The following is a 25,440-nucleotide window of genomic DNA, read 5'->3' as shown; positions in this document are numbered from 1 at the left end:
TAGCCAGCGTAGTCTTACCCGATGAGGTCCGTCCCGAGATCAAAATAGTAACGCATCGCCGTCATAAACCCACACCTTCGCTAACAACTCAGGCAAGTCTCTCCCATCCACGCGTGCAAAATTTTCTTCTCTGCCTGGTTTGAGAACGTCTCGAGGCTTGAATTCTGCCGCAGGATTGCGCGTCGCCTTTCCATTGGCAATCGCATAGCGGAAGATCTGACCGATAGTTTCGTGGGCGCGCCTGGAGACATCACGAGCACCGCGCTCCTCAATTGGCAGAAGAATATCCCGAATGTCGGCGGCGGTTACGGTATCGATGAACTTGTGGCCGATGGCCGGAAAAACATCGGCCACAAGACGGCGCATCACCTGGGCTGCATGCTTCGCCGACTTGCGACCGACCACCAGGCCCACCATTCATGGGCAATCTTCTCGAAACTCCGCTCAAATTGGCGACGCTGGTCTTGGATTTCTTTTTGACGCACCTTGGCAATGGCCTTCCACTCCGCCATAGGATCAATACCGGTAGTCAACTTTTTGCGAGTCACAAACTGCTGCTCACGGGCCTGGAGAAGGCTCACCACAGGATAGTCGCCCAAAGTCATGAGCTTTTCCTTGTTGTCGAAACGATAGCGCCAGCGCTATAACTTTGACCCATTGGATTAACCAGAACAAATAGGCCTCCACGGTCGTAGACCTTGTAGGCTTTTCGCCCGGCTTCATGACTCGAATTGCCGTGTCCGATAACGCCATTGTCCCAACTCCAAGTGGATTGATCTGGACGATACCCCCACTTTTTGGGTTTTCGTACCCCCCAATATACCCCACTTTTGGAAGGCTTCCGGCGTACTTCAACGAACGACTGCGAACGCTAAACTGCCTTTAAATTGCTGATATATAAGGACAATAATTCGTTCGCTGAGGTTCCGGCTGGTCCGGAGAAGAACTGCTTTGGTTGCCTCCCAGGGATTCGAACCCCGATTGATCGGTTCAGAGCCGACTGTCCTACCATTGAACGAGGAGGCAATTAGGTTGCGCTGGAGCCGCTGGATTCTCAATGATTTGGCACCGAAATCTTCAAGCTGGCGTCCGACTCTTTGAGTGTACGTGTTGAACTCGATTCGGTCAAACAATCTCAATCTACAATGCTTGCATGGACAATGAGATCGGCCTCCTGTTTCTTTCCGCATCGAGCGCGAAGCTCGAACAGATGACTAGCTTTGTAACGAAGTGTCTTGTCCGACTCAGCGATGAGCAGGTCTGGGCACGCGGTGGCGAGCACGAGAACGCGATCGGAAACCTGATTCTTCACCTGTGCGGCAATATGCGTCAGTGGATCATGCACGGTGTTGGCGGCGCGTCTGATGTCCGGAAGCGCGACAAAGAGTTCAGCACAGCAGATGGCCTAACCGCTACGGAGCTTACTCACCTGTTCGAAGAAACGATCGCCGAGGCGCGTAGCGTCATCGATTCCCTGCCTCCGGAGAAGCTGATCGAGAGAACCAAGCCCCAGGGCCGCGACGTCTCAAAGCTGGAAGCGATTTACCAGGTTGTCGGGCATGTTCAGCAGCATGCCGGACAGATCATTGTCCTGACCAAGCAGATGTGTGGAACGGACCTGGACCTTACGATGCCACGAGCGCGGTAGCCCAAGACACTTCTGCCCAAAGCCTTCCAACCATTGAACTTGCAGGTGCACCAAATATGCAAGCGAGCTAGATTGTTTTGGCTTCTTGACACCCTACTCAACCTCGTTTTTCGCGCGATAACCATCGCGGGCTATGACGGAGTACTTGAGGGCGTGGTGTTTCTCGTCCTGCATCTGGAGCGGGTGGCCCTCGTTGTCTACCAGCTTGACCTCTATATGGCGATAGGTTCCATCATTCTTAGTATTGGTTGGGCGATAGGTCAGCACATACTGGTTCCGGATAGAGTCGTTGATCTGGGAGAAGATGTCCGGAAGCGCTCCCTCGAACATGGGATTGAAGCTGAGACCACCGGTGAGACGCGCAAAGGTTTTCATCTGGTTGTCAGCCTGCAGGTAATCCATGCGGGTGATCGGTCCCATGCCCCCGCGTGCGTCGGCCAGTTCTCGAACCAGGGCGCCGGTTCCAATGGTGAAGATCGTAACGTTGGGCGTCGCCTTGACCTTGGCGAGAATTTTGTCCAGGGTAAGCCGAGAGAAGGTGTCGCGACCGGTGCCGATCAGGATGATGTACTTCCGGCCCTCGATGCGGCTGACGCGATCGAGCGTCTCGTAGAGTGCGTCGAAGAGATTGGTATCGGAAAAGCCAGGAATGATGAGCGACTGAAGCGCGTTTCCGATGATCTGCTTGTTATTGGTGAAATCGGTGAGGATGTGGGTCTTGAGGTCGTAGGTGACCACAGCGACGTAGTCGTCCGGACGCAAGGTGTTGAAGAAGCTGAACGATGCATTCTGCATGTCTCGGATGAAGTAGTAGCTGTTGGCTGCGAACTCAAGCAGCATGACCGCGGTGATAGGGGTCTGGGCCATGCGGATGCTGGTGATGGTCTGAGGAACTCCATCTTCGAGCACAAGGAAGTTGCCACCCTTGAGTCCGGGAACGAACTGATGGGTCTTGTCGAGAATGACATTGACGTTGAGGTTGACGATGGGAACATCGACCCGGAGCGAATAGGTTTCGTTGTTCGGATTCTTGACCTTTGGCTCGGGCGGGGCAACCGGTGCCGGCGGCGGAGCCTCCTCCTCCTTCTTTTTCCGGATGACGATGGGGCCATTATCGGTCTGCGGGCCGGCGGAGTCGTCCTGGGGCTGCTGAGCCGGAGACTGTTGCTGCGGAGCAGACTGCGCCATACCAGCGACCGGAATCAGGCTGAGGCCAAAGAGAACAGAGAGAGCAAACGCCGCATGGCGAATTCGCAAACTGAAAGTCATCATCTGCAACTGTACTCCGTCCATTGGACGATGGGATAACCTTGCTTGTAACAGCTTTTTCGGGACCGTCAGCGTCCAACGGACAGGTTGATCTCCAAAGGAGAAATGGATTATCGCCGACCTGCCGCAAGGACAGGCTCCAATATTTGTAGACGTGAGAGACCAAAGAAAGACGCGAGATCGAATGGTACGCCTGCTGGTGGCAGGGTGGATGGGAACGTGTGCCCTGGCAGCGGCAGCGCAGACGTCTGCTACAGCGACAGCCCACGCAGCATCTGCCAGTGTGACGTCCGCTGCTCTTCCCCCAACCGCGGAGGCGGCGATGGGAGGTGCAGCCGAGCCGAAGATCTTTCCGCTTTCCCAGCTCAAGCGCGGGATGAAGGGCGTCGCCTATACCGTTTTTGAAGGCGTGAATCCGGAGCCGATGCAGGTAGAGATCCTGGGCGTCCTGAAGGACTCGTTGGGGCCTGGACGAGACATGATCCTGGCGCGACTTTACGGAAGCAAGCCGGAGTTTACGGGCGTAGTCGCCGGGATGAGCGGCAGCCCTGTGTATATCGACGGGAAACTGGTGGGTGCGCTGAGTTATCGCATCGGGCAGTTCAGCAAGGAGCCGATTGCGGGCATCACTCCCATCGAGCAGATGCTGGAGGTGCGGGACGATTCGGCACAGCCTGCAACGGCACAGAGAATACAAAGCAGCGGACCGGCAGAGATGAGCGTCCCGGCGGCAAACGGAGGCCTGGGCGTCGAGATGCAGGCGATGGAGACTCCGCTTGTGTTCAGCGGCTTCAGCCCGGAGACCGTGGCCCGGTTCGGCGATCGGTTCCGCGCCATGGGGATGACGCCCGTGGCGGGACTGGGAGGAGCGGATGCAGCGGCGGTGCAGCCTGAGCCGCTGGTGCCGGGTTCGGCCGTGAGTGCCGTCCTGGTGCGGGGCGATCTCTCCGTTGCCGGGACGTGCACGGTGACCTACGTGGATCCGAAGCGTCTTCTGGCTTGCGGTCATCCCATCACGCAGTATGGTCCAGTGGACATGCCAATGACGAAGGCTGCCGTGGTGGCAACGCTGCCTTCGCCGCTGAACGCCTTCAAGATCGTCAACACGACGGAGACGGTGGGCGCGTTTACGGAAGACCGCGCCTCCGCGATTATGGGCCAGTTCGGGACCAAGGCGCGCATGATTCCGGTATCAGTGGAGGTGGTCTCCCCGGCTACGGCAGTGACGGGTATGGCGAAGGACAAGACGTATCGCTTCGAGGTTCTGGACAATCGCCAGCTGACGCCGTCGGCGATGCTGGTTTCGGTGTATCAGAGCCTGCAAGGCACAAACCTGGCCGCGGCCGAGATGAGCTACCGAATGACAGGCGAGATCGGTGTGCAGGGACTGCCTGAGGTAAAGATGTCGGGCATCGTGGCGCAAAACGAACTGAATCCTGCAGCGATCAACGCTGCTCTATTTGTGAACGACCGGTTCAGCCGTGTCTATGGCAACCCGCAGGACCAACCGATAGTGACCGGAATGAAGCTCAAGGTAGAGGGGATCCCTGAACGCAGAACGGCGACCGTGGAGTCCGCCCGTTTAAGCGTGCTGGAGGCGAACCCTGGCGACATCATCGATGCGGAAGTAATGCTGCGTCCTTATCAGGCAGAGTCGAAGCTGGTGCGCCTGAAGGTAAAGATTCCCGACGATATGACACCGGGGCAAGTAAGGGTTCTGGTGAGCGATGGAGCCACTGTGGACCGCCTGCTGAGTCCGAGCGGGGCTGCGAAAAAAGCTGAGGGACTGGCGGATGCAGTCGATCAGATGAATCATCTGCATCCCAACGATCGCATCTATGTGACATTGTTGAGCCGGGAGGCTCAGGCGGTGCTGGAAGGACAGGCCATGCCGGGGGTTCCCCTCTCGATGGCAAATGTTCTGGCTCCGCTCAAGGATGCGCAGCGGATGAACTTGAATGGTGAGAGCGTGATTGAGGCGGCTTCCACCGAGGCCGGATATGCGATTAGCGGATCGCAGGTGCTGCATCTCACGATCCGCTGAGTCTGGCTAAGTCGAAGTCTATGGCCCTTTCGTTGGACAGCGAACGTTGCCGGACCGATCTCATCCCTCAAAGTCTTGTTGTAGCATCAAAGTCGAAGACGCCGGGGTCAGGAAACCGTGCGCAAAAAGGATAACCATTTCAGATGAGCGAGATTCATGGCCTGGCTGTCCACGCGGCCGGTGCACAGTTGCTCCCTTACAAGTTTGACCCAGGAGAGATCAAGCCATACGAGGTGGAGATCCGGATCTCACACTGCGGAGTGTGCCGCAGCGATCTTCATCTGATCAATAACGACTGGGGAATCAGCAAGTACCCGTTGGTCCCGGGACATGAGATTGTAGGAACCGTGAGCGGTGTGGGGGAACACGTCCGCAGCCTTACCGTAGGACAGCGCGTTGGGGTAGGGTGGCAGGCCGACAGTTGCGGTATGTGCGAGTGGTGCAGGAAGGGCGAGGAGCAGCTTTGTGCGCAAGCGCAGTCGACATGCGTGGGACATAACGGCGGCTTTGCGGAGAAAGTGCGGGTGAACTCGCGATTTGCCATTCCTCTGCCCGAAGCACTGGAGAGCGCCACCGCGGCTCCGCTGCTTTGCGCTGGGATTACCGTCTATTCCCCCCTGCGCAACTATGGTGTGCGCCCATCCTCTCGGGTGGGGATCATTGGAATCGGAGGATTGGGACACCTTGGCATCCAGTTCGCGCGCGTCTTTGGTGCGGAGGTGACGGCGTTTTCCACCTCAAAAGATAAAGAGAGCGAAGCGCTGGAACTGGGAGCGCACCACTTTGTGAATACGCGCGATACAGGCGCTCTGAAGAAGGTGGCGGGCTCGTTCGATCTGTTGATTTCGACGATCAATGCGGACCAGGACTGGTCCGCCTATGTGAACTCCCTGCGCCCCAACGGCGTGCTGTGCCTGGTGGGAGCGCCCACATCGGCGCTGCAGCTGCAGGCACCGGCGCTGATCGGGAGCCAGCGAGCCGTCTGCGGGTCTTCTACGGGAAGCCCGAAGGATCTGATGGAGATGCTGGACGTAGCCGGCAGACACGGGGTGAAGGCAACTGCGGAGGTTCTGCCGATGTCCAAGGCTGCCGAGGCAGTGTCGCGCGTGAAGAAAAACCAGGCACGATACAGGATTGTGTTGGCAAACTAAAGAGATCGTAGGTTGGGTTTCGTTCAGGGCGGAGACTGGGAGTCTCCGCCCTGTCGCGTTCGGCTTGCTTTAGACTCAGGTCACGATGATGCAACGTTATTTGCTGATGGGATGTCTGTTTCCGATGTTGCTGGCAGGGGTGGTGCAGGCCCAGGGAACAAAACTGTGGACAGTGGATCGCTACGACATGATGGAACGCGGTACGGCGGATGGTGTCGGCATACGGAGCGATGGCAGGTTGGAGGCCGGTCCCAGCAAACAGATGGTCTACGACACCGGCAAGAGCTATGCCTGGTCGCTGGCGGCGGACCGCGAAGGCAATGGCTACGTAGGGCTGGGCGGAACCACTGCAGGATCGGGCATCGTGATGCGGGTTACTCCCAATGGCAACGCGACAAAGCTGCTGGAGACGAAAGATCTGGCTGTGCAGGCGGTTGCAGTGGCCCGTGATGGATCTGTGATCGCGGCGACTTCGCCGGATGGGAAAGTTTATCGGGTTCCTGCCGGAGGAGGAACGGCAACGGTCCTCTTCGATGCGGCGACGAGCGAGGAAAAGCCGAAGTATCTGTGGGATGTTGCTGCGTCGCCGAACGGCGATGTCTATGTTGCGGCCGGAGCACCAGCGGTGGTATACAAAATCCCTGCAAATGGTGGCAAAGCGCAGGTCCTCTTCAAGACAGCGGATCAGCACATACGCTGCCTGCTGCTGGCGGCTGATGGAACGCTGTGGGCGGGCACGGACGGGTCCGGGGTGATCTACCGGATCGACACGAAGGTCTCCGGAGCGAAGCCGTTTGCTGCGTATGCAGCTCCGCGACGGGAGATTACATCGCTGGCCATGGATGAGGTCGGCAATGTCTATGCAGCCGGGGTGGGCGCGCGAGGATCGCTGCCTCTGCCGCCTCTGCCGGTTACGGGGAACGTGGGGATCACGGTCACGTTTTCGCAGCCTGGATCGACTGCTGCAGCAGGAACGAACTCGCTGATTTCGGACGGAAGCGAGATCTATCGAATCGCGAAGGATGGCACTCCGGCGCGTTTGCTGACGATGAAGGAAGACGTGGTGTATGCTCTCACGTTTCGCAAGGGAGCCTTGCTGGCAGCTACTGGTAATCGTGGACGAGTGTACAGGATCGATCCTGCGGTTCCGGGGCAGTTTACCGATATAGCTCATCTCGATGCCGCCCAGGGAATGGCTTTCGCACCGGCAAAGGATGGGCTGCTGGTGACGACGAGCAACAGCGGAAAGCTGTTTCGCCTGAGCGATGCTCCGTCGAAGGAGTCAGTGTATACCAGCGAGGTTTTCGATGCGAAGGAGTACTCACGCTGGGGCCGCATGGAGGCACGTACCGCTGGAGTGCCTGCAGGCTACGATCTCTGGGTGCGGAGTGGAAACGTTCAGAGTCCCGTGATGGGATGGAGCGATTGGGTCAAGATGTCTCCGGAAGGCGTGGCGGCGATTCCGGAGGGTCGGTTTGCGCAGTGGAAGGCAGTCCTGCACGGCGGGTCGGGGATCGATTCGGTTGGACTGAATTACCTGCCACGGAATATCGCGCCTATTGTGGATGAGATCGTCGTGCAGCCCGGCGCGAAGATGGCCGCGGGAGCGGCAACGCCCGCGGCAACAACAGTGCAGGTGGCGTTTCCTGTGACGACTTCGGCAAACCCGGCAGCTGCTTTTCAGCAGGATGCAAATACCGCCCCCCTGACAGCGCAGAAGGATAAGAACTCCGTGACGGCCCGCTGGCTCGCCCATGACGATAATGGCGACGATCTGATGTTTGCGATCTGGTATCGCGGAGTGGGCGAGACAAACTGGCGGCTGCTGAAAGACCAGATCCGCGACCACTATTACAGCTTTGACGCTTCCCTTCTGCCGGATGGGAACTACGAACTGCGTGTTGTGGCAAGCGATGCTCCGGTCCACACGGACTCTCAGACGCTGACGGGAGAACGCATCAGCCCGGCTTTCGTTGTGGACACGACTCCTCCTGTTCCGGGTACGTTGACAGCTTCGATGGTTTCCTCGCGCGCAGGAGCGGCACCGCGGATCCATGCCACGCTCGATGCGCACGATGCTACCTCCCCGATCGCGCATGCCGAGTATTCGGTTGACGGAGGAGCATGGCAGTATCTTGAACCGGTCGGTCAGGTTTCGGATTCGCAGACCGAGCACTATGACTTTACGGCGGAGGCGCCGCAGGCGACGACTCCGGTGACCGATGCGAAGGAGCACGTGATCGCAGTGCGCGTGTATGACCGCTGCGACAATATGGCTGCGGTCAAGGCAGTGGTGCGGTAATGAGTGAGGGCCGCAGATCCTTCGACTCCGCTGTGCCTCGCTCAAGATGACACCCTTCGTGCGGTGTATTTGACGAAAACTGGGCGGGCGCTGGTCTGGATCGAATTTACCAGGGCAGCGTCCTAACTAGTAAGCTGAGGTTCGATGCGTTTTGAACTGTTCATCGCCGCACGGTATCTGCGTGCCAAGCGCCGGCAGGCTGTTGTGGGGGTCATCACTGCGATCTCGGTGATTGGCGTGATGGCTGGTGTCGCCTCGCTGATTATTGCTCTGGCGATCACCAACGGCATGCGCCGCGATATGCAGGAGCGGCTGCTGGGCTCGACTGCGCACATCGACCTGATGCGAGTGGCCGCCGACGGCATCAAGGATTGGCGTCCGCTGCTGGAACGGCTGCGTGCATTGCCACATGTGACCGCAGCGGCGCCAGGACTCTATGGCCAGGTGCTGATCTCGCGCGGAGCGCGGAGCGGCGGTGGCCTGATCAAAGGGATCCTCCCGGAAGACGAGAGAACCGTGGGAGATTTGCTGGAGAAGATCACGGAGGGCTCAGCAGCAGCCTTGGAGCCGACGGAGGCATTGGTGGCACGCCGTCCCCTTGGCGACGACAAAGCTGTCGCGAAGATGGGGCACCCTGCAAGAGATGGGGCCCCCAGCACGGGGGCGGTGCAAGCCGTACCTCCGATTGTGATCGGCAACGACCTGGCGGAGACGATCGGAGCCAAGGTGGGTGATACCGTTCTGGTGACCAGCCCCCAGGGGGAGCTGACGCCGCTGGGGCTGGTTCCGAAGTACCAGCGCTGCGTGGTTGCGGGAATCTTCAAGTCGGGCTTCTATCAGTACGACGCAACCTACGCCTTTATGCGGCTGAAAGATGCGCAGAGGCTCTTCAGTGAGCCGGACCTGATCTCCGTGATCAGCTTCAAGGTTGATGATCTTTATAAGGCTGACAAGATTGCTCGAGAGATAGAACAGGCGGCAGGGAAAGGTTTCCAGACGACGAACTGGATGGAGCAAAATCGTGAGCTGTTCCGTGCGCTGAAATTGGAGCAGATTGTGACGTTCATCGTGCTGGCGCTGATTGTGTGCGTGGCCGCACTGAATATTCTGATTGCTCTGACCATGATGGTGATGGAAAAGACGCGCGATATCGCGGTCCTGATGAGTTTTGGCGTGACAGAGATACAGGTGCGGAGGATCTTTCTCCTGCAGGGGCTGCTGATCTCAGTCATCGGGACTGCTCTCGGACTGGTCCTTGGCTATGCAGTGAGCTGGGCGGGCGGGCATTACCGGTTCCCTCTGGATGCGGCGGTTTATTCACTGGACTATCTTCCGTTCGCTCCACGGGTGTGGGACGGGGTCATCGTTGCGGCAGTATCGCTGGGCGTGAGTCTGATTGCAACGCTCTATCCGAGTGCGAGCGCGGCGAAGGTGCTTCCGGCGGAGGCGCTGCGATATGAGTAATGCCCGGATACGGTACTGGGATGTTGCCCCTGGCGGCATGGCGAAGCTGCGCGAGCTGGAACATTACCTCAACGCGGAGTCCGGCCTGGATTACGTTCTGCGTGAGCTGGTAAAGCTGCGGGCCTCGCAGCTCAACGGATGCGATCTGTGCGTTAGGACGCACGCGGAGGAGCTGCAAAAGGCAGGGGCCAGTCCCGAGAAGATCGAAGATGCGGCCGAGTGGAGAAACTCGAGCGCATACACCCTGCGAGAGCGGGCTGCGCTCTCATGGGCGGAGGTGATCACAAACATCCAGGACGGACATGCCCTCGAGGCGGTTTACAGGGAGATGAGAGCCGCTTTCACGGAGGTGGAGGTGGTCAACCTTACCCTGGTGATCGCGACGATCAATGCATGGAACAGGCTGGCGATTGCGCTGGGAAAGCAGGCCGGGATTGAGGTGCAGGATTGAGTAACCCACAGATGGAGGACGGTGAGGTAAGCCGAAATCTGCAACCGCTGCCCACCGTTCCCGGCAGTCCGCGGATCGTATTGCGCGCGAAAGGGCTGACGAAGGTCTATCCCAGTATCTCAGGGGATGCAGGGCCCGGGGTGGAGCTGTTTCGGGGGCTGGACCTTGTTGTCCACGCCGGCGAGATGGTCGCCATTGTGGGTGAAAGCGGTGCCGGAAAGAGCACCCTGCTGCACTTGCTGGCGGCATTGGATAAGCCTACGGCGGGCGAGGTGTACTGCGGGGAGGCCCGACTGAGCCAGTTCACTCCCCGCCAGGCAGCTGAGTTTCGGAACTCTGATGTCGGGTATGTCTGGCAGTTTCATTACCTTCTGCCGGAGTTTACGGCGGCGGAAAACGTGGCCATGCCTCTGCTGGCCCGTGGGATGGCGCGTCCATCCGCTTTGGCCAAGGCGAATCAATGGCTTACGGAGGTAGGACTGGGAGCGAGGGGGCACCACCGCTCAGGGGAACTGAGCGGCGGGGAACAACAGCGCGTTTCACTGGCACGGGCGCTGGTGACCGAACCCAGAATCCTCCTGGCGGACGAACCGACCGGGGACCTGGACAACAGAACGGGAGAGACCGTCTTTGAACTGCTCCAGGGATTGCACCGGGCTCATGGCCTGACCAGTATTCTTGTCACCCATAATGTTGATTTTGCAGAGAGATGCGACCGGATGCTACGACTTCGACGTGGAGCACTGGAAGAAGAGACAGAAAGAAATCCCCGAATATAAGCCAGGCGCTTGTAGCCCCAATGCAAGCATTTGCGAGGTAACAATCCGATTTCGAACCTCTTGACGGATACCGCGGTATAGGCATTTGCGAGGTAACAATCCGATTTCGAACCTCTTTTTCACATATTGCGTCGAATAGGTATTGATGTAGTGTAAGCAGTAACTTTAGCGAAACGATTAGCAAGGTTGACGCGGCGACTACACTAGTAACAGTGGATGGATGCGCCGCACGTGAGGCGGTAGCACCCAATGTGTTCTCCAGGCGGGCATGATGTGACGCGGGGAATGGAAGTGGTAATGGCGCCATCGAAGGCTCCCAGGGCCGGGGATGGTGGCCGGGTTCGAAGGGGAGAACATGTTCGAACGCTACACGGAGAAGGCAAGACGGGTGATTTTCTTTGCCCGGTACGAAGCAAGCCAGTTTGGATCGCCTTATATAGAGACGGAACATCTGCTTCTGGGTCTGTTGAGGGAAGACAAGGCGTTGACCAACCGCTTTCTGCGGTCCCATGCCTCAGTTGAGTCGATTCGCAAGCAGATTGAAGGACATACAACGATCCGGGAGAAGGTTTCGACCTCGGTAGATCTCCCATTATCCAATGAGTGCAAGAGGGTGCTGGCGTATGCCGCCGAGGAGGCCGAGCGGCTCTCGCATAAGCACATCGGAACCGAGCACCTGCTGCTGGGGCTGCTGCGCGAGGAGAAATGCTTTGCCGCGGAGATTCTGACGGAACGTGGTCTGCGCCTGCCGGCGATCCGCGAGGAGTTGCAGCGGACTACTCAGGAAAAGTCCCCGTCGTCGCAGTCGGGTAAGAGCCAGAGGAACGAGCAGAGCATGCTGGCGGAGTTCTCCCGCGATCTTACACAGGCGGCGCTCGACCAGCAGCTTGATCCGCTTGTCGGACGCGATGCTGAAGTTGATCGGGTCATCCAGATCCTCTGCCGCCGCACGAAGAACAATCCTGTGCTGATTGGCGAGCCCGGCGTCGGCAAGACAGCTATCGTCGAGGGCCTGGCGCAGAAGATCGCCGATGGTGAAGTGCCGAGTTTTCTCGCGGACAAACGGGTGCTCGCGCTCGATCTGTCGCTGATCGTTGCGGGTACCAAATACCGCGGCCAGTTCGAAGAGCGGCTGAAGACCATCATGAAAGAGCTGATGGAGAATCAGAACTCCATCGTCTTCATTGACGAGTTGCATACGTTAGTGGGAGCAGGCTCGGCAGAAGGGTCGCTGGATGCTGCAAACATTCTGAAGCCCGCCCTGAGCCGTGGCGAAATTCAGTGCATCGGTGCTACGACTCCCGCCGAGTATCGCAAGTCGATTGAGAAGGACCGCTCGCTGGAACGGCGCTTCCAGGCCGTGAAGGTTCCTCCTCCCAACGAGGAAGATGCGGTCAAGATTATGATGGGGATCAAGGACAAGTATGAGAAGTTTCATGCTGTCAGCTACACGGACGATGCGATCCAGTTTTCGGTGTCGCACTCGAACCGCTACATCCCCGATCGTTTCCTTCCCGATAAGGCGATCGATCTGATCGATGAAGCAGGAGCGCGGGTAAAGCTGCGCCAGACTTCCCTGCCCGAAGAGCTCACCGAGGTTCAGAAGCGTATCAAGTTCATCGTGCACCGCATGGAGAACGCGATTGCGAATCACGAGTTCGAAAAGGCGCGGTTCTATTCGGACGAAGAGCGGAAGGAGCGAGAGAATCTGCGCGCACTTCGCGACAAGTACCACCTGGACGATTCTTCGGCGGGCATCGTAACGCGCGAGGACATCGAGGATGTCGTGAGCCGCTGGACAGGTGTTCCCATCACCTCGCTGAAGGAAGAAGAGACGCAGCGGCTGCTGCGCGTAGAAGAAGAGTTGCACAAGCGCGTGATCTCACAGGAGAAGGCTATCTCTGCCCTTGCCCGTGCGATTCGCCGGTCGCGTGCCGGACTCAAGAACCCTGCCCGCCCCATCGGCAGCTTCCTCTTCCTCGGACCGACCGGCGTCGGTAAGACAGAGGTGGCACGTACGCTGGCGCAGTTCCTGTTTGGAAGCGAGAAAGCTCTGATCCGATTCGATATGTCGGAGTTCATGGAGAAGCATTCTGTGAGCAAGCTGATCGGTTCGCCTCCGGGCTACGTCGGTTACGAAGAGGGCGGACAGTTGACGGAGCGCGTCAAGCGCAATCCGTACAGCGTGGTTCTGCTGGACGAGATCGAAAAGGCTCATCCGGATGTCTTCAACCTGCTTCTGCAGGTGTTTGAAGACGGCCAGCTGACCGATGGTCTCGGCAACACGGTCGATTACAAGAACACGATCATCGTTATGACCTCGAATATTGGAGCCAAGCATCTGCAGAAGCGGCAGGGGCTCGGGTTCCAGAGCGAGCGCGAGGACATGGTTCTCGACAAGATGGAGGAGTTGGTTCGAGGTGAGGTGAAGCGCACCTTCAACCCCGAGTTCCTGAACCGTCTGGACGAGATCATTATCTTCACGTCGCTCACCGATCAGGACCTGATGCAGATTCTCGAGCTGTTGGTGCAGCAGCTGAACACGAACCTTGTCCACAAGGCGATCACCATCTCGGTGACCGACGAGGCCAAGAAATGGATTATCGAGAAGACGGCATCGGATCGTACCTATGGGGCTCGTCCGCTACGCAGGGCGCTCCAGAAGTACATCGAGGATCCGCTCTCGGAAGCGCTGATTGCTGGGGGAATTCCGAATCGGCCGGCGTTCCTTGAGGTCTACATGGAAAATAACCAGCTCTTCTATCGCCCGATCTCGAATGACGGCGAAGAGAAGGTTGGTGGTTTTACCTTGAGTGCTGTCTAAACGTTCATTCAAAGAGAGATATACGCCCCGGCACCCTCGTCGGGGCGTATTGTTTTAAGCGCAATGCGTAATTCAAAGGAAGTTTTCAGGAGATCAATATGGATCGTCGAACCTTCGCTGCGCTTCTGCCGGGAATTCTGACAGCCACTGCAGTTCTTCCGGAGCGGCTAGAAGCACAGACGCTCTCTCCACTGGAGTCCGGCGTCTATAAGCCCGGACCGGCGACGCATGGAGCGGTACCAAAGCGAGCCTCGAAGCGTTTTGCCCTGGGAATGTTGAAAGCGGGAAACATCCGTCTTGAAGTGCATGAGACCACGCAGGAGGTCGGTGCGCCACACGAGCCGATCGAGACCCACCTGCATAGCGAGATATGGCTGGTTCAGCAGGGTACGGTCGAGCTGACGGTAAACGGAAAGGCTCAGCGACTGAATGCAGGAGAGATGGGACTCTGTGTCGCCGGTGACAGACACTACATTCAGAATGTTGGGGAAACTCCGGCGACCTACTTTGTGGTGACGCTGGGACCACCGGAGTAGGCCGCCGGCCTGCACTATAGGTTGCAGCTACACAAGAGACTTTGCGGACTTGACGGCATGGCCAACGGCGTCGGAGACAGAGTCTGCGAGGTCGCTGGCACGGTCCCCGGCGGTATCTACCAGGTGGACCGCATGTTCACGCGCCCGTGCGACTGCATCCTGTGCCTCTTCGCTAAAGCGTTCTGCCTGGGAGCGGAGATAATCTCCGGCATCCTGCAGATAATCTCCTGCGTCAGCCGCGGTTCTGCGGAGCTTCTTTCTTGTTCGCGCTCCGCTCTGCGGGGCATACAACAACGCGACGGCTGCCCCGGCAGATACGCCTATTCCAAAAGCCAGCCAGTAATTTTTCGCACTCATTGGGGAAGCACCTCGACGAAATGGATTTAATGCATTTGCATACTGCTCTCTAGGATTCCGGGACTTCCAAGCGGGTTGGCCTTCCGCTGGCGACAAGCACGCTTTCCATTGTCGAATCAGTTGGATAGGGAAACCTAGTCCTTGATCCCAGCCAGTTCCCTTGCCTTTACGAAGATCCGACTGAACATGGCGCTGTTGAGTCTGCCAGTGTTTGTATTCCTCAATGAAGGATGGTAGCTGCAAAGCAGATGCATACCGTTTGGCAGAAGATAGTAAGCGCCATGCCCAAATTTGTAAGCCGACTTTCGCTGGATGACTCCCCGGCCAAAGAGATGCGCCAGGTAACCGTCAAAGGCGATCTTTCCCAGGCAGACGACGACGCGGAGGTACTTCAGCAGTTCGATCTCCGCCTCGAGGTGGGCGGAGCAGTTGCGAATTTCCTGGGGGGTGGGTTTGTCTCCCGGTGGTGCGCAGCGAACAACGGAGGCGATCCATGCTTTCCGCAGTTTGAGTCCGTCGCCACGGAAGGTAGCATCCGGCTGATTTGCAAATCCTGTCTGATAGAGTACGGGATACATGAAGTACCCCGCTCCGTCTCCGGTAAAGGGCCTTCCTGTGCGATTCGCGCCGTGAGCGCCGGGAGCTAGGCCGAGGATCAGCACGCGAGCACGCGGGTCGCCAAAACCGGGAACGGGGCGTCCCCAATAGATTTCATCCCGATAGGCTCGTCGTTTTGTCTCAGCGATACCCTTGCAATACGTCCGAAGACGAGAACACTGCTCGCAAGAAGTAATTTCCTGATGAACTTGAAGGATATCTACCGGCAATCGGGTAGCAGAAGTGCTTCTCACTGCATCTCATACTAAATGATCAAGCTATCGGAGACTTCAAGTGGCGGAATCTCAATTTACCGTGTAGCTGACTGAAAGCAAGAACCGAGCGAGCGCGTAAGACCATCGAAATGACCCAATTCTCAGAAGAGTTTTTCAAATGGATCCGGCGAGCCTGGAAGCAGATGGTTCTGCGTTCCGGAGTTATCACCATTGGCGCCATCATCCTTCTCGTGCTCGGGCTGGCTCTGGGATGGAGGGCCCACACGCGAGGACGATTTGCTCGTTTTAAGGCGGAGTTGCGCCGGAGCAACATTCCTCCAGCAATGAGCAGCCCCAGACCCGGAGGACAGGAACCTGTAATCCTGGAACGATCTCCTATTGAAGCCGGGGCAGTTCCCGAGTTTACTTCGGCCACGATCCTCCCCGGACGCGGTATGAACGTCCTGCAGATCACAGCTGTGCTGCCGGGAAAGGGAAAGGTGAATCTGCTGGCATCCCCCACTCTGAAAGAAGCCAGTGAGCAGATGACCGGAGCTGATGTTGATGAAGGAGGGGCTGTGAGTCTAGCCATGGGAGGCGCAGTCGAAGCTCCCTGGGCAGGAGAACTGTCCGGAACTCCCACGCAAGGCGGATTGAGTGCACGCTGGAACGATCACATCGTTCGTATTCCCGTGGCGCAGCAGGAATCCGGCAAAGCGTACGCCGAGGGGGGCTTGCTGCTGGCGAGCCAGGGGACCGATGTCAAATCGAACGTGATGCCTGATGGTGGCGAGGCGGAAGCGGTCTACACGATAGGCGATTCTGACGGTGCGTGGCCTTCCAGAACGAAGGTAAAGACCACGGTGCAACTCAGTGGACGCACGCTGACGATGAAGATTGCAGCCACAAACATAGGAGATACACCTGAGCCTGTTGGACTGGGGTGGCGGCCGCGCTTTGCGATATTGAGCCATAATCGTGAGGCGATGAGGCTGCGATTACCAAGTGTAACCAAGGAAGAGCGTTCGAGTTCTCGTGCAGGTCTTCCAACCGGGCGGCTGATATCCGTCGAAGGAACGCCGCAGGACTTCAGCGCCATTGGAGGACGTCAATTGGGCAAAGGCAGTCTGGAAGGAACCTTTGTCAACCTTCGCCAAGCGCCTCTCGATTCGGGGCCTGTGGCCGAGTTGTGGGACCCGGAAAACAAGTTCGGCCTAAGGATCACCATGCTGAGCGCGGCAATTAAGGCCGTTCGTGCCTCTGCTCCTGCCAACGAGGGATTCGTCGTCCTGGAGCCCCGTTTCAATTATGACGATCCTTTTGGAGAGGAATGGGGGAAAGAGGATAAAGCAGCGGGCATGGTCACCCTGCAGCCCGGCAGTTCTATTCAGTGGAGCATCCGCCTGGAGATATATGGCCCCGCTAAACCACCGGAAGCATAAACCTCGCAGCGCGCCGCAGCGGCAGGTTCTCCGGTTTGACCCTCTGCGAGGATGCCTCGTACAGTAGTACAGAGACGCGTACCCGCGTGGTCCCGCATAGTGGCGAACGACCGCGGCGCAATGGGACGCGACCCACATTGGAAGGCATGGAATTGACCCCGACAGAGACGACAGAGACGACCAACACTCCCGAAGAGCAGCAGCCAGAGACAGCGCACACCCACGATCACGACCATGATCATGCGCATGAGCATCAGCATGGCCCCACGCTGAATCCGGAGCTTACCAAAGAGATTGCGGTTGAGGTTCCAGCCGAAGAGGTTTCAAAGACCTTCAAGACAGTCACGAAGCGATATCAGAAGCTGGCGAGGATTCCTGGTTTCCGTGCTGGCAAGGTTCCTGAGTCCCTCGTTCGCTCCAAGTTTTCCAAAGAGCTTCGTCAGGAGGTTCTGGAGAGCCTGGTGTCAGAGCGCTTCCGCAAGGCGATCGACGAACAAAATCTTCGCCCGATCTCTGAGCCCCAGCTGCTGGATCTGCAGCTTAACGACGGCGAGCCGCTGACGTTCAAAGCCGCTTTTGAAGTCGCTCCCGTCTTCGGTGTTGAGGGATATGACACCGTAAAGATCGAGCGGCCCGATATCGCATTGACCGACGACGAGTATCAGGCTGAGCTGAGCCGTGTGCTGGACAGCCATGCAACCGTAGAGGCCGTGGAAGAAGATCGTCCACTGGCCGACGGCGACTGGGCCGAGATTCAGTTCAAGGGCGAGGTCAAGGACTTGGCCCAAACCGTCACGGAAGATGGCGTCGAGAGCTCTGCCAAGAGCGAACCGATCACGGGCGAAGATGTTCTCGTCGAGATTGGGGGCAAGAACACGCTTCCCGCCTTTACAGAGGCTCTGCGAGGAGCGAAACCCGGCCAGGAGATGAGCTTCGAAGTAGCCTACCCGGCTGAGTTCGGAGAGCCAAGACTCGCAGGCCAGACCGTCAGCTATGACGTCACTGTCAAGACGATCAAGAAGAAGACCTTCCCGGAGCGGGATGCCGATTTTGCGAAACAGCTCGGCAATTACGAGAGCTGGGAGGATTTTGAGACCAAGCTTCGCGAGATGGCTGCCGATCGCAAGAAGAATGCGCTCGAGAGCCAGGCGCGTGATCGCATGCTGGATGAGTTGGTCCATAAGTTCCAGTTCCCTGTTCCTGAGTCTTTCGTACAGCAGCAGATTGATGCCCGGCTGGACCGCGGCCTGCGGGCGCTGGCTCAGCAGGGGATGAGTCCGGAAGAGATGCGCAAGCTCGATTTCGGACGGCTTCGAGCCGCCCAGCGCGACCAGGCCCTGAATGAGGTGAAGGCGTCCATGCTTCTGGACAAGATTGGCGAAGCGGAACAAGTTGCCATCAGTGAAGAGGATCTGGATCGGGAACTGCTGATGCTTTCGCTGCAATCGCGCGAGCCCCTTGAGGAGCTTCGCAATCGCCTTACCAAGGACGGAAGCCTGGACCGGATTCGCGAGCAGATGCGGCGCGAGAAGACAGCAAGCGTGCTCTACGAGAAGCTTGCCTCGTAAGAGTAATCCCCTCAGCTCACAACCCGGTTTTTACAGCGAAAAGGAAAGAGAGCGTTATGGGACTGGTACCGATGGTGATCGAGCAGACGAGTCGAGGCGAACGCGCCTATGACATCTACAGCCGTCTGCTGCGCGACAACATCATTTTTCTGGGGACGCCGATCGACGACAACATTGCAAATGTCATCATTGCGCAGATGCTGTTTCTGAGCGGCGAAGATCCGGACAAGGATATTCAGCTGTACATCAATTCTCCGGGCGGATCGATCACGGCAGGTCTGGCGATCTACGACACGATGCAGTACATCAAGAACGACGTGGTGACGTTCTGCATTGGCCAGGCGGCTTCGATGGGCGCATTCCTGTTGATGGCGGGTACAAAGGGTAAGCGCTTCGCGCTTCCGAACTCCCGCATCCTGATCCATCAGCCGTCGATGGGCGGACTGAGCGGACAGGCTACCGATATCGACATTCACGCCCGGGAGATCCTGCGCATCCGCGAGATCACTAATAAGCTGATGAGCGCCAGCACGGGTCAGACGCTGGAGCGGATCGAGCGGGACGTGGAGCGCGACTTCATCATGACCGCACCCCAGGCGAAGGAGTACGGGATCATCGATGACATCATCGACAGACCCAGAACCTAGCATCGCTCCTGTAATTTGAAACGAGGCCTGACAACAGGCCTCATTTTTTATACCCCGAAAGGGTAGGTACCGAGGTACCGATCTGCCCCTTAAAACAGGTGTAAGATTATTAATACCAGGTTGGTAGTACCGCCTTACCAGGAGTCGTCGCATTTATGAAAACATCCCGGGGTTCAGAGGAATCGCTTCGCTGCTCGTTTTGCCACAAGTCGCAGGATGCTGTGGCCAAGCTGATCTCGTCACCCTCCGATTATCCGCGGGCCTATATCTGCGATGAGTGCGTGGCGGTCTGCAACTCGATCCTGGAAGACGATCGTACCGAAGCGACGCCCGGAACCGCTCCTGCCCATCTTCCCAAGCCCCAGGAGGTCAAGGCCTTCCTGGATGAATACGTAATCGGCCAGGAGACGACCAAGAAGAAGCTGGCCGTGGCTGTCTATAACCATTACAAGCGCATCCAGATGAATAAGACCCGCGGCAACGATGTGGAACTGGCGAAGTCGAACATTCTGCTCGTAGGCCCCACAGGTTCTGGAAAGACGTTGCTGGCCCATACGCTGGCGAAGATGCTGGACGTTCCCTTCGCGATTGTGGATGCGACTACATTGACCGAAGCAGGTTATGTCGGCGAGGACGTCGAAAATATCATTCTAAAGCTGCTGCAGGCCGCCGATGGCGATGTTGCCCGAGCGCAGTGCGGCATTATCTACATCGACGAGATCGACAAGATCGGCCGTAAGGACGAGAATCCGTCCATTACGCGCGATGTCTCTGGCGAAGGCGTGCAACAGGCCTTGCTCAAGATTCTGGAAGGCACGGTGGCAAACGTTCCTCCGCAGGGTGGCCGCAAGCATCCGCACCAGGAATTCACCGCAGTCGATACCACGAACATTCTGTTTATCTGTGGTGGCGCCTTTGTGGGCCTGGAGAAGGTCATCGGCCGGCGCGTCGGTAAAAAAGCGCTGGGCTTCCGCGCAGTTGCCGATCAGGAGACACCGGATGGCGAGGTGACGCCGATTCGTGCGCAGCGCGATGTGGAACTGCTGCGTCAGGCTGAGCCACAGGATCTGCTGAAGTACGGCCTGATTCCGGAGTTTGTTGGCCGCCTGCCGGTCATGGGAATTCTGGACGAGCTGGACGAAGCTGCTTTGATTGAGATTTTGACGAAACCGCGGAACGCGATTCTGAAGCAGTATGCCAAGCTGTTTGACTTTGAAGGCGTGAAGGTCACCTTCACTGAGGAAGCCGCCCGCGCGATTGCCCGCGAGGCACTGATGCGGAAGGTCGGGGCTCGCGGTCTGCGTATGATCCTCGAAGAGCTGATGCTCGACCTGATGTATCACGTTCCCGGAAACAAGAAGGTCAAAGAGATCGTGATCACCGATACGATGGTTAAGAATCGCGACCTGACAGTTCCTATGCTTCTCGAAAAAGCAGGCTGATCTCCTTCTATTGAGCTGCTGCAGATATTCCGCAGACGGCAGCTTCCTCGCTATCAGGCCGCCGGAAGAGCTGCGGCATGATGCATTCAAAGGTCTCATGACTGTCTTCTGCCACTTTTTCGCTATCCGTCTCTCTGAGGCCTGGCGGTACAATCACCTGAAGCCGATTGCAGGATGCATCCTTGCATCACTTGAAGCGTCTAAATGGGGAGAACAATGAGTAACCCTACCAAAGAAGTCTTAAGCGGCGGCACCCAGAAATTACCCATGATGCCGATTCGCGACATGGTCATCTTCCCTTACATGATGACGCCGTTTGTTGTCGGCCGCGAATCGAGCGTGCGGGCACTGGAAGAGGCGCTCTCCGGCGACCGGAAGATCTTTCTGGCAACGCAGCATGATGCCTCGGTGGACGAGCCGACAGCCGGCGACATCTACACCACAGGCACCATTGGCAATATCGTCCAGAGCGTGAAGATGCCGGACGGCAACATCAAGGTGCTGGTCGAAGGCGTGGAGCGCGGACATGCGATCGAGATCAACGATACGGACGGCTTTTTCGTTGCAACCGTTCGCACCGGACGCACCCAGTTTGAGGTGACACCGCAGATCGAACAGCAGATGCAGCGGGTCCACTCTCTTTTCGAGCAGTACGTGAAACTGCAGCAGTCGCTGAACTACGAGACGATGGCTGCGAGCGTGCGGTCAGATGAACCTGCCAAGCTCGCCGATACGATTGCGGCGAATCTGCAACTTCCTATTGAGGAGAAGCAACAGCTTCTGGATGTCTTCGACCCGGAGCAGCGGCTGACGCGTGTGGCCGAGGTGCTGGATCTGGCGATTGAGAAGCTCAATATGGATCGCACCATCCAGTCGCGCGTGAAGCGGCAGATGGAGAAGGCCCAGAAGGAGTATTACCTCAACGAGAAGATCAAGGCTATCCAGAAGGAGCTCGGCCGCGGAGAAAAGTCCGAGTTCGATGAGCTGAAGAAGAAGATCGAAGCTGCCGGAATGCCGAAGGACGTTGAGGAAAAATCTCTCCAGGAACTTAAAAAACTGGAAGCGATGCCTCCCATGTCGGCCGAATCCACGGTCTCGCGCAACTACCTTGACTGGCTACTCGCCGTGCCATGGAAGAAGCGATCGAAAGAAATTCGATCCATCGAACATGCGGAGACGATCCTCAACGAGGATCACTATGGACTTGAGAAGATCAAGGAGCGCATCCTTGAGTTTCTCGCCGTCCGGCAGCTCGTCAAAAATCCCAAAGGGTCGATTCTCTGCTTCGTCGGGCCCCCAGGCGTAGGTAAGACATCGCTGGGCATGTCGATCGCAAAGGCTACCGGCAGGAAGTTCGTTCGCATGTCGCTGGGCGGCGTGCGCGATGAGGCTGAGATTCGGGGACACCGCAGGACCTACATCGGCGCACTTCCGGGCCAGATCATTCAGTCCATGAAGAAGGCAGGCACGAAGAACCCGGTCTTTATGCTGGACGAGATCGATAAGATGGCGTCTGATTTTCGCGGCGACCCTGCGAGCGCCCTGCTCGAGGTTCTCGATCCGGAACAGAACACTTCATTCCAGGACCATTACCTGGATGTCGAGTACGACCTCTCGCAGGTGCTCTTCGTCGCGACGGCCAACGTACTTCATACGATTCCAGGGCCGCTGCAGGATCGGATGGAGATTCTCCGGCTCCACGGCTACACCGAGCTTGAGAAGCTGGAGATCGCTAAGCAGTATCTGGTCAAAAAGCAACGCGAAGCTACCGGCCTGACCGAGAAGCAGATCGTGTTTGAGGACGATGCCATCAGGCAGCTCATTCGAGCCTATACCCGGGAAGCGGGTGTGCGTAACCTCGAACGCGAGATTGGAAATGTCTGCCGCAAGGTTGCGCGGCGTGTAGTCAAAGACGGTCCTTCGCACGAGGAGATTATTACGGCCGAAGGTCTGGCTGACATGCTGGGGCCGACGAGGTTCCGGGACTCGCAGGTCCACGAGAAGAGCGAGGTTGGTCTGGTAACCGGACTAGCATGGACGGAGATGGGCGGCACGATCCTGCAGACAGAGGTCCAGATACTCGACGGAAAAGGAAAGCTGACCACCACCGGGCAGCTGGGCGATGTCATGCAGGAGTCGGCACAGGCAGCTCTCAGCTATATCCGTTCCCGTTCGCATCAACTGGGGCTGAGCAAGGACTTCTATCGTAACGTCGATATCCATGTTCACGTTCCAGAAGGCGCCATCCCGAAGGATGGCCCGTCTGCGGGAATTACCCTTGCCACAGGGCTGGCGAGTGCGCTGACGGGAGTCAAAGTGCGCCGTGATGTCGCAATGACGGGTGAGATCACGTTGCGAGGCAAGGTTCTGCCGATCGGAGGTCTGAAAGAGAAGCTTCTAGCGGCGCATCGCGCCGGCATCTACGAGGCGATTCTTCCCGAAGAGAACAAGAAGGATCTTCCCGAACTTCCAGAACTGTTGAAGACTTCGATGAAGCTGCATTTTGTCGAAGATATGGACCAGGTTCTTCAACTGGCGCTTGAGGGCAAGCTCCCAGAACTTAAGGAAGAGCAGCCGGAGGCACTCGCGAAGGTTCTTCCTGCAAATATGGAACTTCCGCAGCAGCCAGTCTCAAGGCAATAACAATATCTTCAGAAATGAGAGAGAGCCGGGTCCGAAAGGGGCCCGGCTCTCATTTTGCGCGTTAGACTGCCCGCTTGCCGCTGATGAAGTGCATGATGACTGACAACACCGCAAAGAGCAGGAGCAGGTGAATCAGAATACCGGCGGTTTTGAAGACGAGGAAACTGGCGATCCAAATGACGAACAAAACCACAGCTAGAATCAGAAACATCGCGAGCGCCTTCTTTCTGCAACTTAGATAAAAGACATATGTAGAGTAAGAGGCTGCTTTCGAACAGAATCGTTGCTCATAGGGCCGTTGTTTGCGCAATGTTAAAGGGCGCCAGAATGCTCCGGCGCCCTTTAATAGACCCTGCAGCGTCGTTTAGCAGCCGCCCGCGATTGATGGGATCAGCATGATCTCGTCTCCATCCTGGAAGGTATAAGTCTCCCCTCCGAGGAAACGGATGTCTTCATCATTGACATAGATGTTGATGAAGCGCCGGAGCTTGCCATCTTCGTCCTTGATCTGCGTGCCCAATGCCGGAAAGGTCTGATCGATATCCGATAGCAGCGCGGCAAGATTCTCCGCAGCCGAGTCAAACTGCTTGCGGCCATCGGTGTGGCGGGTAAAAGCGGTGGGAAGTGTTACTTTGACGGCCATACTGTTCTAGTTTCCTCCTGCGGTAGCCAGGGCGGGCTCCGGTATTTCATTGAGCTCGCGCAGATAAGCATCAAAATCGGCAAGCCGCGGGCGAATTGCGCGATCCTGCTGATAGTGTCCCGCGACGGCATCCGTCGTCTTGAGACCATTTCCAGTAATGCAGCTGACCGTGATCTCGTCGGGCGAGATACGGCCATGCGCATAGAGCCTTGCAGTAACGGCTGTCGTCACGCCGCCTGCAGTCTCCGTAAAGATTCCTTCTGTCTCTGCAAGCTCCTGAATTCCTGAGACGATCTCGACGTCGGAGACATCCTCTGCCCAACCGCCAGTCTCCCGGATCATCTTCGCGGCTGCAGGGCCGTCGGCGGGATTCCCGATCGCCAGGGAACGAGCAATCGTGTTTGGACGCTGTGGCTCGATGTAGTCCAGACCCTGCTTGACTGCCTGCGAAATGGGCGAGCAACCGGTAGCCTGTGCGCCAAAGAAGCGAACCGGCTTCTCCTCGACCAGGCCGAGATAGATAAGCTCCTGGAATGCCTTGCGGATCTTGCGGATCAGCGAACCGCCAGCCATCGGCACAACGACATTATCGGGGAGGCGCCATCCAAGCTGCTCGGCGATCTCATAACCGACCGTCTTCGAACCCTCAGCGTAGTAGGGACGAAGATTGACGTTGACGAATCCCCAGTTATACTCGTCGGCAATAAGGGTGCAGAGTCGGTTGACATGGTCGTAGTTGCCATCGATGCGCACCAGACGCGCGCCGTAGATCTGCGTATTGAGGATCTTCGCGGCCTCGAGGTCGGACGGCACCAGCACGCATGCCTTCAGCCCCAGACGAACGGCCTGCGCGGATACGGAGTTGGCGAGATTACCAGTGGAAGAGCACCCTACCGTCTCAAAACCGAATCCCTGTGCATTGGCGAGTGCAATGGAGACGACACGATCCTTGAAGCTGAGCGTGGGGAAGCAGACAGCATCGTTCTTGACGTAGAGATTGCTTGCGCCGATGCGTTTGCCCAGATTCTTTGCCTTGACGAGAGGCGTAAAGCCGACGGGCAGATCAGGCTGAAAGCCCTTCGGGATCGGCAGCAGGCTGGCATAACGCCAGATATTCGCCGGCCCCTTTGCAACACTTTCGCGCGTAAACACGCCGCGTGCCGAATCCAGATCGTACACCACTTCCAGCGGAGCAAGGCAGTCGGGGCAAGCCGACCACGGTTGATTCCCATAGCGCTTACCGCACTCATTGCACTTCAGCTCATACGCCGTCGATGTACAGGAATAGCTCATCTGTGCTCTCTCCAGTTGGAGGAGGAAAAAAGCTTATGACGTCTCTCGAGGAGAACCACGTATGCAAAAGCACACGCAGTCCGGGGTGGACTGAAGTTCGCGGGGCGTTTGGGGTATGCCCCTCG

22 protein-coding genes and 1 tRNA gene are annotated in these 25,440 nt (G+C 57.5%); 14 read left to right on the top strand and 9 right to left on the bottom strand.

What is annotated here, in order from left to right; genetic code table 11:
- Window positions 1-39 precede the first annotated feature (39 nt).
- From GWR55_RS03840 to GWR55_RS03830, 3 genes are all read right to left on the bottom strand, one after another.
- Entirely contained in the window at window positions 40-417 is a 378-nt protein-coding gene (locus GWR55_RS03840; RefSeq protein WP_162401080.1) for a hypothetical protein, read from the bottom strand.
- Complete coding sequence (locus tag GWR55_RS03835) at window positions 366-605, bottom strand: integrase arm-type DNA-binding domain-containing protein (protein WP_162401079.1); 240 nt, start codon at window positions 603-605, stop codon at window positions 366-368. Before GWR55_RS03835 ends, GWR55_RS03840 begins: the two co-directional genes overlap by 52 nt.
- Before the next feature lie 347 nt (window positions 606-952).
- Window positions 953-1,026: transfer RNA gene (locus GWR55_RS03830), tRNA-Gln, on the bottom strand.
- Between the two features lie 127 nt (window positions 1,027-1,153).
- Between GWR55_RS03830 and GWR55_RS03825 the strand changes: the two genes are divergently transcribed.
- A complete protein-coding gene (locus tag GWR55_RS03825; protein WP_162401078.1) occupies window positions 1,154-1,648 on the top strand; it encodes a DinB family protein in 495 nt (164 codons plus the stop codon).
- Between the two features lie 93 nt (window positions 1,649-1,741).
- Here the strand turns inward: GWR55_RS03825 and GWR55_RS03820 are convergent, their stop codons facing one another.
- Window positions 1,742-2,920 (bottom strand): VWA domain-containing protein, encoded by a 1,179-nt coding sequence (locus tag GWR55_RS03820; RefSeq protein WP_238398627.1) that lies wholly within the window; start codon window positions 2,918-2,920, stop codon window positions 1,742-1,744.
- 151 nt (window positions 2,921-3,071) lie between these two features.
- Here GWR55_RS03820 and GWR55_RS03815 point away from each other — a divergent pair, with 151 nt between their 5' ends.
- The 8 genes from GWR55_RS03815 to GWR55_RS03780 all read left to right on the top strand — a co-directional run bounded on the left by GWR55_RS03815 (window position 3,072) and on the right by GWR55_RS03780 (window position 14,468).
- Window positions 3,072-4,961 carry a SpoIVB peptidase S55 domain-containing protein gene (locus GWR55_RS03815; protein ID WP_238398626.1) on the top strand — a complete coding sequence of 630 codons (1,890 nt, stop codon included), beginning with the start codon at window positions 3,072-3,074 and terminating at the stop codon, window positions 4,959-4,961.
- Between the two features lie 143 nt (window positions 4,962-5,104).
- Window positions 5,105-6,112 (top strand): NAD(P)-dependent alcohol dehydrogenase, encoded by a 1,008-nt coding sequence (locus GWR55_RS03810; protein ID WP_162401077.1) that lies wholly within the window; start codon window positions 5,105-5,107, stop codon window positions 6,110-6,112.
- 85 nt (window positions 6,113-6,197) lie between these two features.
- Window positions 6,198-8,414, top strand: coding sequence for a hypothetical protein (locus GWR55_RS03805; RefSeq protein WP_238398625.1), 2,217 nt, complete (start codon window positions 6,198-6,200; stop codon window positions 8,412-8,414).
- Window positions 8,415-8,558: 144 nt separating this feature from the next.
- Complete coding sequence (locus tag GWR55_RS03800) at window positions 8,559-9,878, top strand: ABC transporter permease (RefSeq protein WP_162401076.1); 1,320 nt, start codon at window positions 8,559-8,561, stop codon at window positions 9,876-9,878.
- Window positions 9,871-10,329 (top strand): carboxymuconolactone decarboxylase family protein, encoded by a 459-nt coding sequence (locus GWR55_RS03795; protein WP_162401075.1) that lies wholly within the window; start codon window positions 9,871-9,873, stop codon window positions 10,327-10,329. The genes GWR55_RS03800 and GWR55_RS03795 overlap by 8 nt, the downstream gene beginning before the upstream one ends.
- Complete coding sequence (locus GWR55_RS03790) at window positions 10,326-11,108, top strand: ABC transporter ATP-binding protein (protein WP_238398624.1); 783 nt, start codon at window positions 10,326-10,328, stop codon at window positions 11,106-11,108. Before GWR55_RS03795 ends, GWR55_RS03790 begins: the two co-directional genes overlap by 4 nt.
- Window positions 11,109-11,463: 355 nt before the next feature.
- Entirely contained in the window at window positions 11,464-13,932 is a 2,469-nt protein-coding gene (locus GWR55_RS03785; protein WP_162401074.1) for an ATP-dependent Clp protease ATP-binding subunit, read from the top strand.
- A 98-nt stretch (window positions 13,933-14,030) separates the two neighbouring features.
- Window positions 14,031-14,468 (top strand): cupin domain-containing protein, encoded by a 438-nt coding sequence (locus GWR55_RS03780; protein ID WP_162401073.1) that lies wholly within the window; start codon window positions 14,031-14,033, stop codon window positions 14,466-14,468.
- Window positions 14,469-14,495: 27 nt separating this feature from the next.
- On the opposite strand, the gene GWR55_RS03775 is transcribed toward GWR55_RS03780, so the two are convergent.
- Together GWR55_RS03775 and GWR55_RS03770 are read right to left on the bottom strand one after the other, a co-directional pair.
- Window positions 14,496-14,825 carry a YtxH domain-containing protein gene (locus tag GWR55_RS03775; RefSeq protein WP_162401072.1) on the bottom strand — a complete coding sequence of 110 codons (330 nt, stop codon included), beginning with the start codon at window positions 14,823-14,825 and terminating at the stop codon, window positions 14,496-14,498.
- A gap of 134 nt (window positions 14,826-14,959) precedes the next feature.
- Entirely contained in the window at window positions 14,960-15,487 is a 528-nt protein-coding gene (locus tag GWR55_RS03770) for a uracil-DNA glycosylase (protein ID WP_304487093.1), read from the bottom strand.
- Window positions 15,488-15,840: 353 nt separating this feature from the next.
- Here GWR55_RS03770 and GWR55_RS03765 point away from each other — a divergent pair, with 353 nt between their 5' ends.
- The 5 genes from GWR55_RS03765 to lon all read left to right on the top strand — a co-directional run bounded on the left by GWR55_RS03765 (window position 15,841) and on the right by lon (window position 23,379).
- Window positions 15,841-17,079: a hypothetical protein gene (locus GWR55_RS03765; protein ID WP_162401070.1), complete on the top strand. Its 1,239-nt coding sequence runs from the start codon at window positions 15,841-15,843 to the stop codon at window positions 17,077-17,079.
- A 146-nt stretch (window positions 17,080-17,225) separates the two neighbouring features.
- A complete protein-coding gene (gene tig, locus GWR55_RS03760; protein WP_162401069.1) occupies window positions 17,226-18,647 on the top strand; it encodes a trigger factor in 1,422 nt (473 codons plus the stop codon).
- A gap of 56 nt (window positions 18,648-18,703) precedes the next feature.
- On the top strand, window positions 18,704-19,294 hold the full coding sequence (gene clpP / locus GWR55_RS03755; RefSeq protein ID WP_162401068.1) for an ATP-dependent Clp endopeptidase proteolytic subunit ClpP: 591 nt from the start codon (window positions 18,704-18,706) through the stop codon (window positions 19,292-19,294).
- 155 nt (window positions 19,295-19,449) lie between these two features.
- Entirely contained in the window at window positions 19,450-20,736 is a 1,287-nt protein-coding gene (clpX, locus tag GWR55_RS03750; protein ID WP_162401067.1) for an ATP-dependent Clp protease ATP-binding subunit ClpX, read from the top strand.
- Window positions 20,737-20,952: 216 nt separating this feature from the next.
- Entirely contained in the window at window positions 20,953-23,379 is a 2,427-nt protein-coding gene (gene lon, locus GWR55_RS03745) for an endopeptidase La (protein WP_162401066.1), read from the top strand.
- A gap of 61 nt (window positions 23,380-23,440) precedes the next feature.
- Here lon and GWR55_RS03740 read toward each other — a convergent pair whose 3' ends face one another.
- The 3 genes from GWR55_RS03740 to thrC form a co-directional block, all read right to left on the bottom strand.
- Window positions 23,441-23,590 carry a lmo0937 family membrane protein gene (locus GWR55_RS03740; RefSeq protein ID WP_162401065.1) on the bottom strand — a complete coding sequence of 50 codons (150 nt, stop codon included), beginning with the start codon at window positions 23,588-23,590 and terminating at the stop codon, window positions 23,441-23,443.
- Window positions 23,591-23,743: 153 nt separating this feature from the next.
- Complete coding sequence (locus tag GWR55_RS03735; protein WP_162401064.1) at window positions 23,744-24,022, bottom strand: MoaD/ThiS family protein; 279 nt, start codon at window positions 24,020-24,022, stop codon at window positions 23,744-23,746.
- 6 nt (window positions 24,023-24,028) lie between these two features.
- Window positions 24,029-25,315: a threonine synthase gene (thrC, locus tag GWR55_RS03730; RefSeq protein ID WP_162401063.1), complete on the bottom strand. Its 1,287-nt coding sequence runs from the start codon at window positions 25,313-25,315 to the stop codon at window positions 24,029-24,031.
- Window positions 25,316-25,440 lie beyond the last annotated feature (125 nt).

Source organism: Edaphobacter sp. 12200R-103, assembly GCF_010093025.1.
Lineage (GTDB): Bacteria > Acidobacteriota > Terriglobia > Terriglobales > Acidobacteriaceae > Edaphobacter.
Note: the sequence above shows the minus strand (reverse complement) of the source record. Positions and strands in the feature narration are given on the sequence as shown.

Bases quoted from the DNA above. Each gene is read 5' to 3' on its own strand.
- GWR55_RS03765 (WP_162401070.1), top strand. From the start codon at position 15,841: ATGGTTCTGCGTTCCGGAGTTATCACCATTGGCGCCATCATCCTTCTC.
- GWR55_RS03735 (WP_162401064.1), bottom strand. From the start codon at position 24,022: ATGGCCGTCAAAGTAACACTTCCCACCGCTTTTACCCGCCACACCGAT.
- GWR55_RS03820 (WP_238398627.1), bottom strand. From the start codon at position 2,920: ATGATGACTTTCAGTTTGCGAATTCGCCATGCGGCGTTTGCTCTCTCT.
- clpP (WP_162401068.1), top strand. From the start codon at position 18,704: ATGGGACTGGTACCGATGGTGATCGAGCAGACGAGTCGAGGCGAACGC.
- lon (WP_162401066.1), top strand. From the start codon at position 20,953: ATGAGTAACCCTACCAAAGAAGTCTTAAGCGGCGGCACCCAGAAATTA.
- clpX (WP_162401067.1), top strand. From the start codon at position 19,450: ATGAAAACATCCCGGGGTTCAGAGGAATCGCTTCGCTGCTCGTTTTGC.
- GWR55_RS03835 (WP_162401079.1), bottom strand. From the start codon at position 605: ATGACTTTGGGCGACTATCCTGTGGTGAGCCTTCTCCAGGCCCGTGAG.
- thrC (WP_162401063.1), bottom strand. From the start codon at position 25,315: ATGAGCTATTCCTGTACATCGACGGCGTATGAGCTGAAGTGCAATGAG.
- GWR55_RS03810 (WP_162401077.1), top strand. From the start codon at position 5,105: ATGAGCGAGATTCATGGCCTGGCTGTCCACGCGGCCGGTGCACAGTTG.
- GWR55_RS03780 (WP_162401073.1), top strand. From the start codon at position 14,031: ATGGATCGTCGAACCTTCGCTGCGCTTCTGCCGGGAATTCTGACAGCC.
- GWR55_RS03805 (WP_238398625.1), top strand. From the start codon at position 6,198: ATGATGCAACGTTATTTGCTGATGGGATGTCTGTTTCCGATGTTGCTG.
- tig (WP_162401069.1), top strand. From the start codon at position 17,226: ATGGAATTGACCCCGACAGAGACGACAGAGACGACCAACACTCCCGAA.
- GWR55_RS03775 (WP_162401072.1), bottom strand. From the start codon at position 14,825: ATGAGTGCGAAAAATTACTGGCTGGCTTTTGGAATAGGCGTATCTGCC.
- GWR55_RS03840 (WP_162401080.1), bottom strand. From the start codon at position 417: ATGGTGGGCCTGGTGGTCGGTCGCAAGTCGGCGAAGCATGCAGCCCAG.
- GWR55_RS03740 (WP_162401065.1), bottom strand. From the start codon at position 23,590: ATGTTTCTGATTCTAGCTGTGGTTTTGTTCGTCATTTGGATCGCCAGT.
- GWR55_RS03795 (WP_162401075.1), top strand. From the start codon at position 9,871: ATGAGTAATGCCCGGATACGGTACTGGGATGTTGCCCCTGGCGGCATG.
- GWR55_RS03785 (WP_162401074.1), top strand. From the start codon at position 11,464: ATGTTCGAACGCTACACGGAGAAGGCAAGACGGGTGATTTTCTTTGCC.
- GWR55_RS03800 (WP_162401076.1), top strand. From the start codon at position 8,559: ATGCGTTTTGAACTGTTCATCGCCGCACGGTATCTGCGTGCCAAGCGC.
- GWR55_RS03825 (WP_162401078.1), top strand. From the start codon at position 1,154: ATGGACAATGAGATCGGCCTCCTGTTTCTTTCCGCATCGAGCGCGAAG.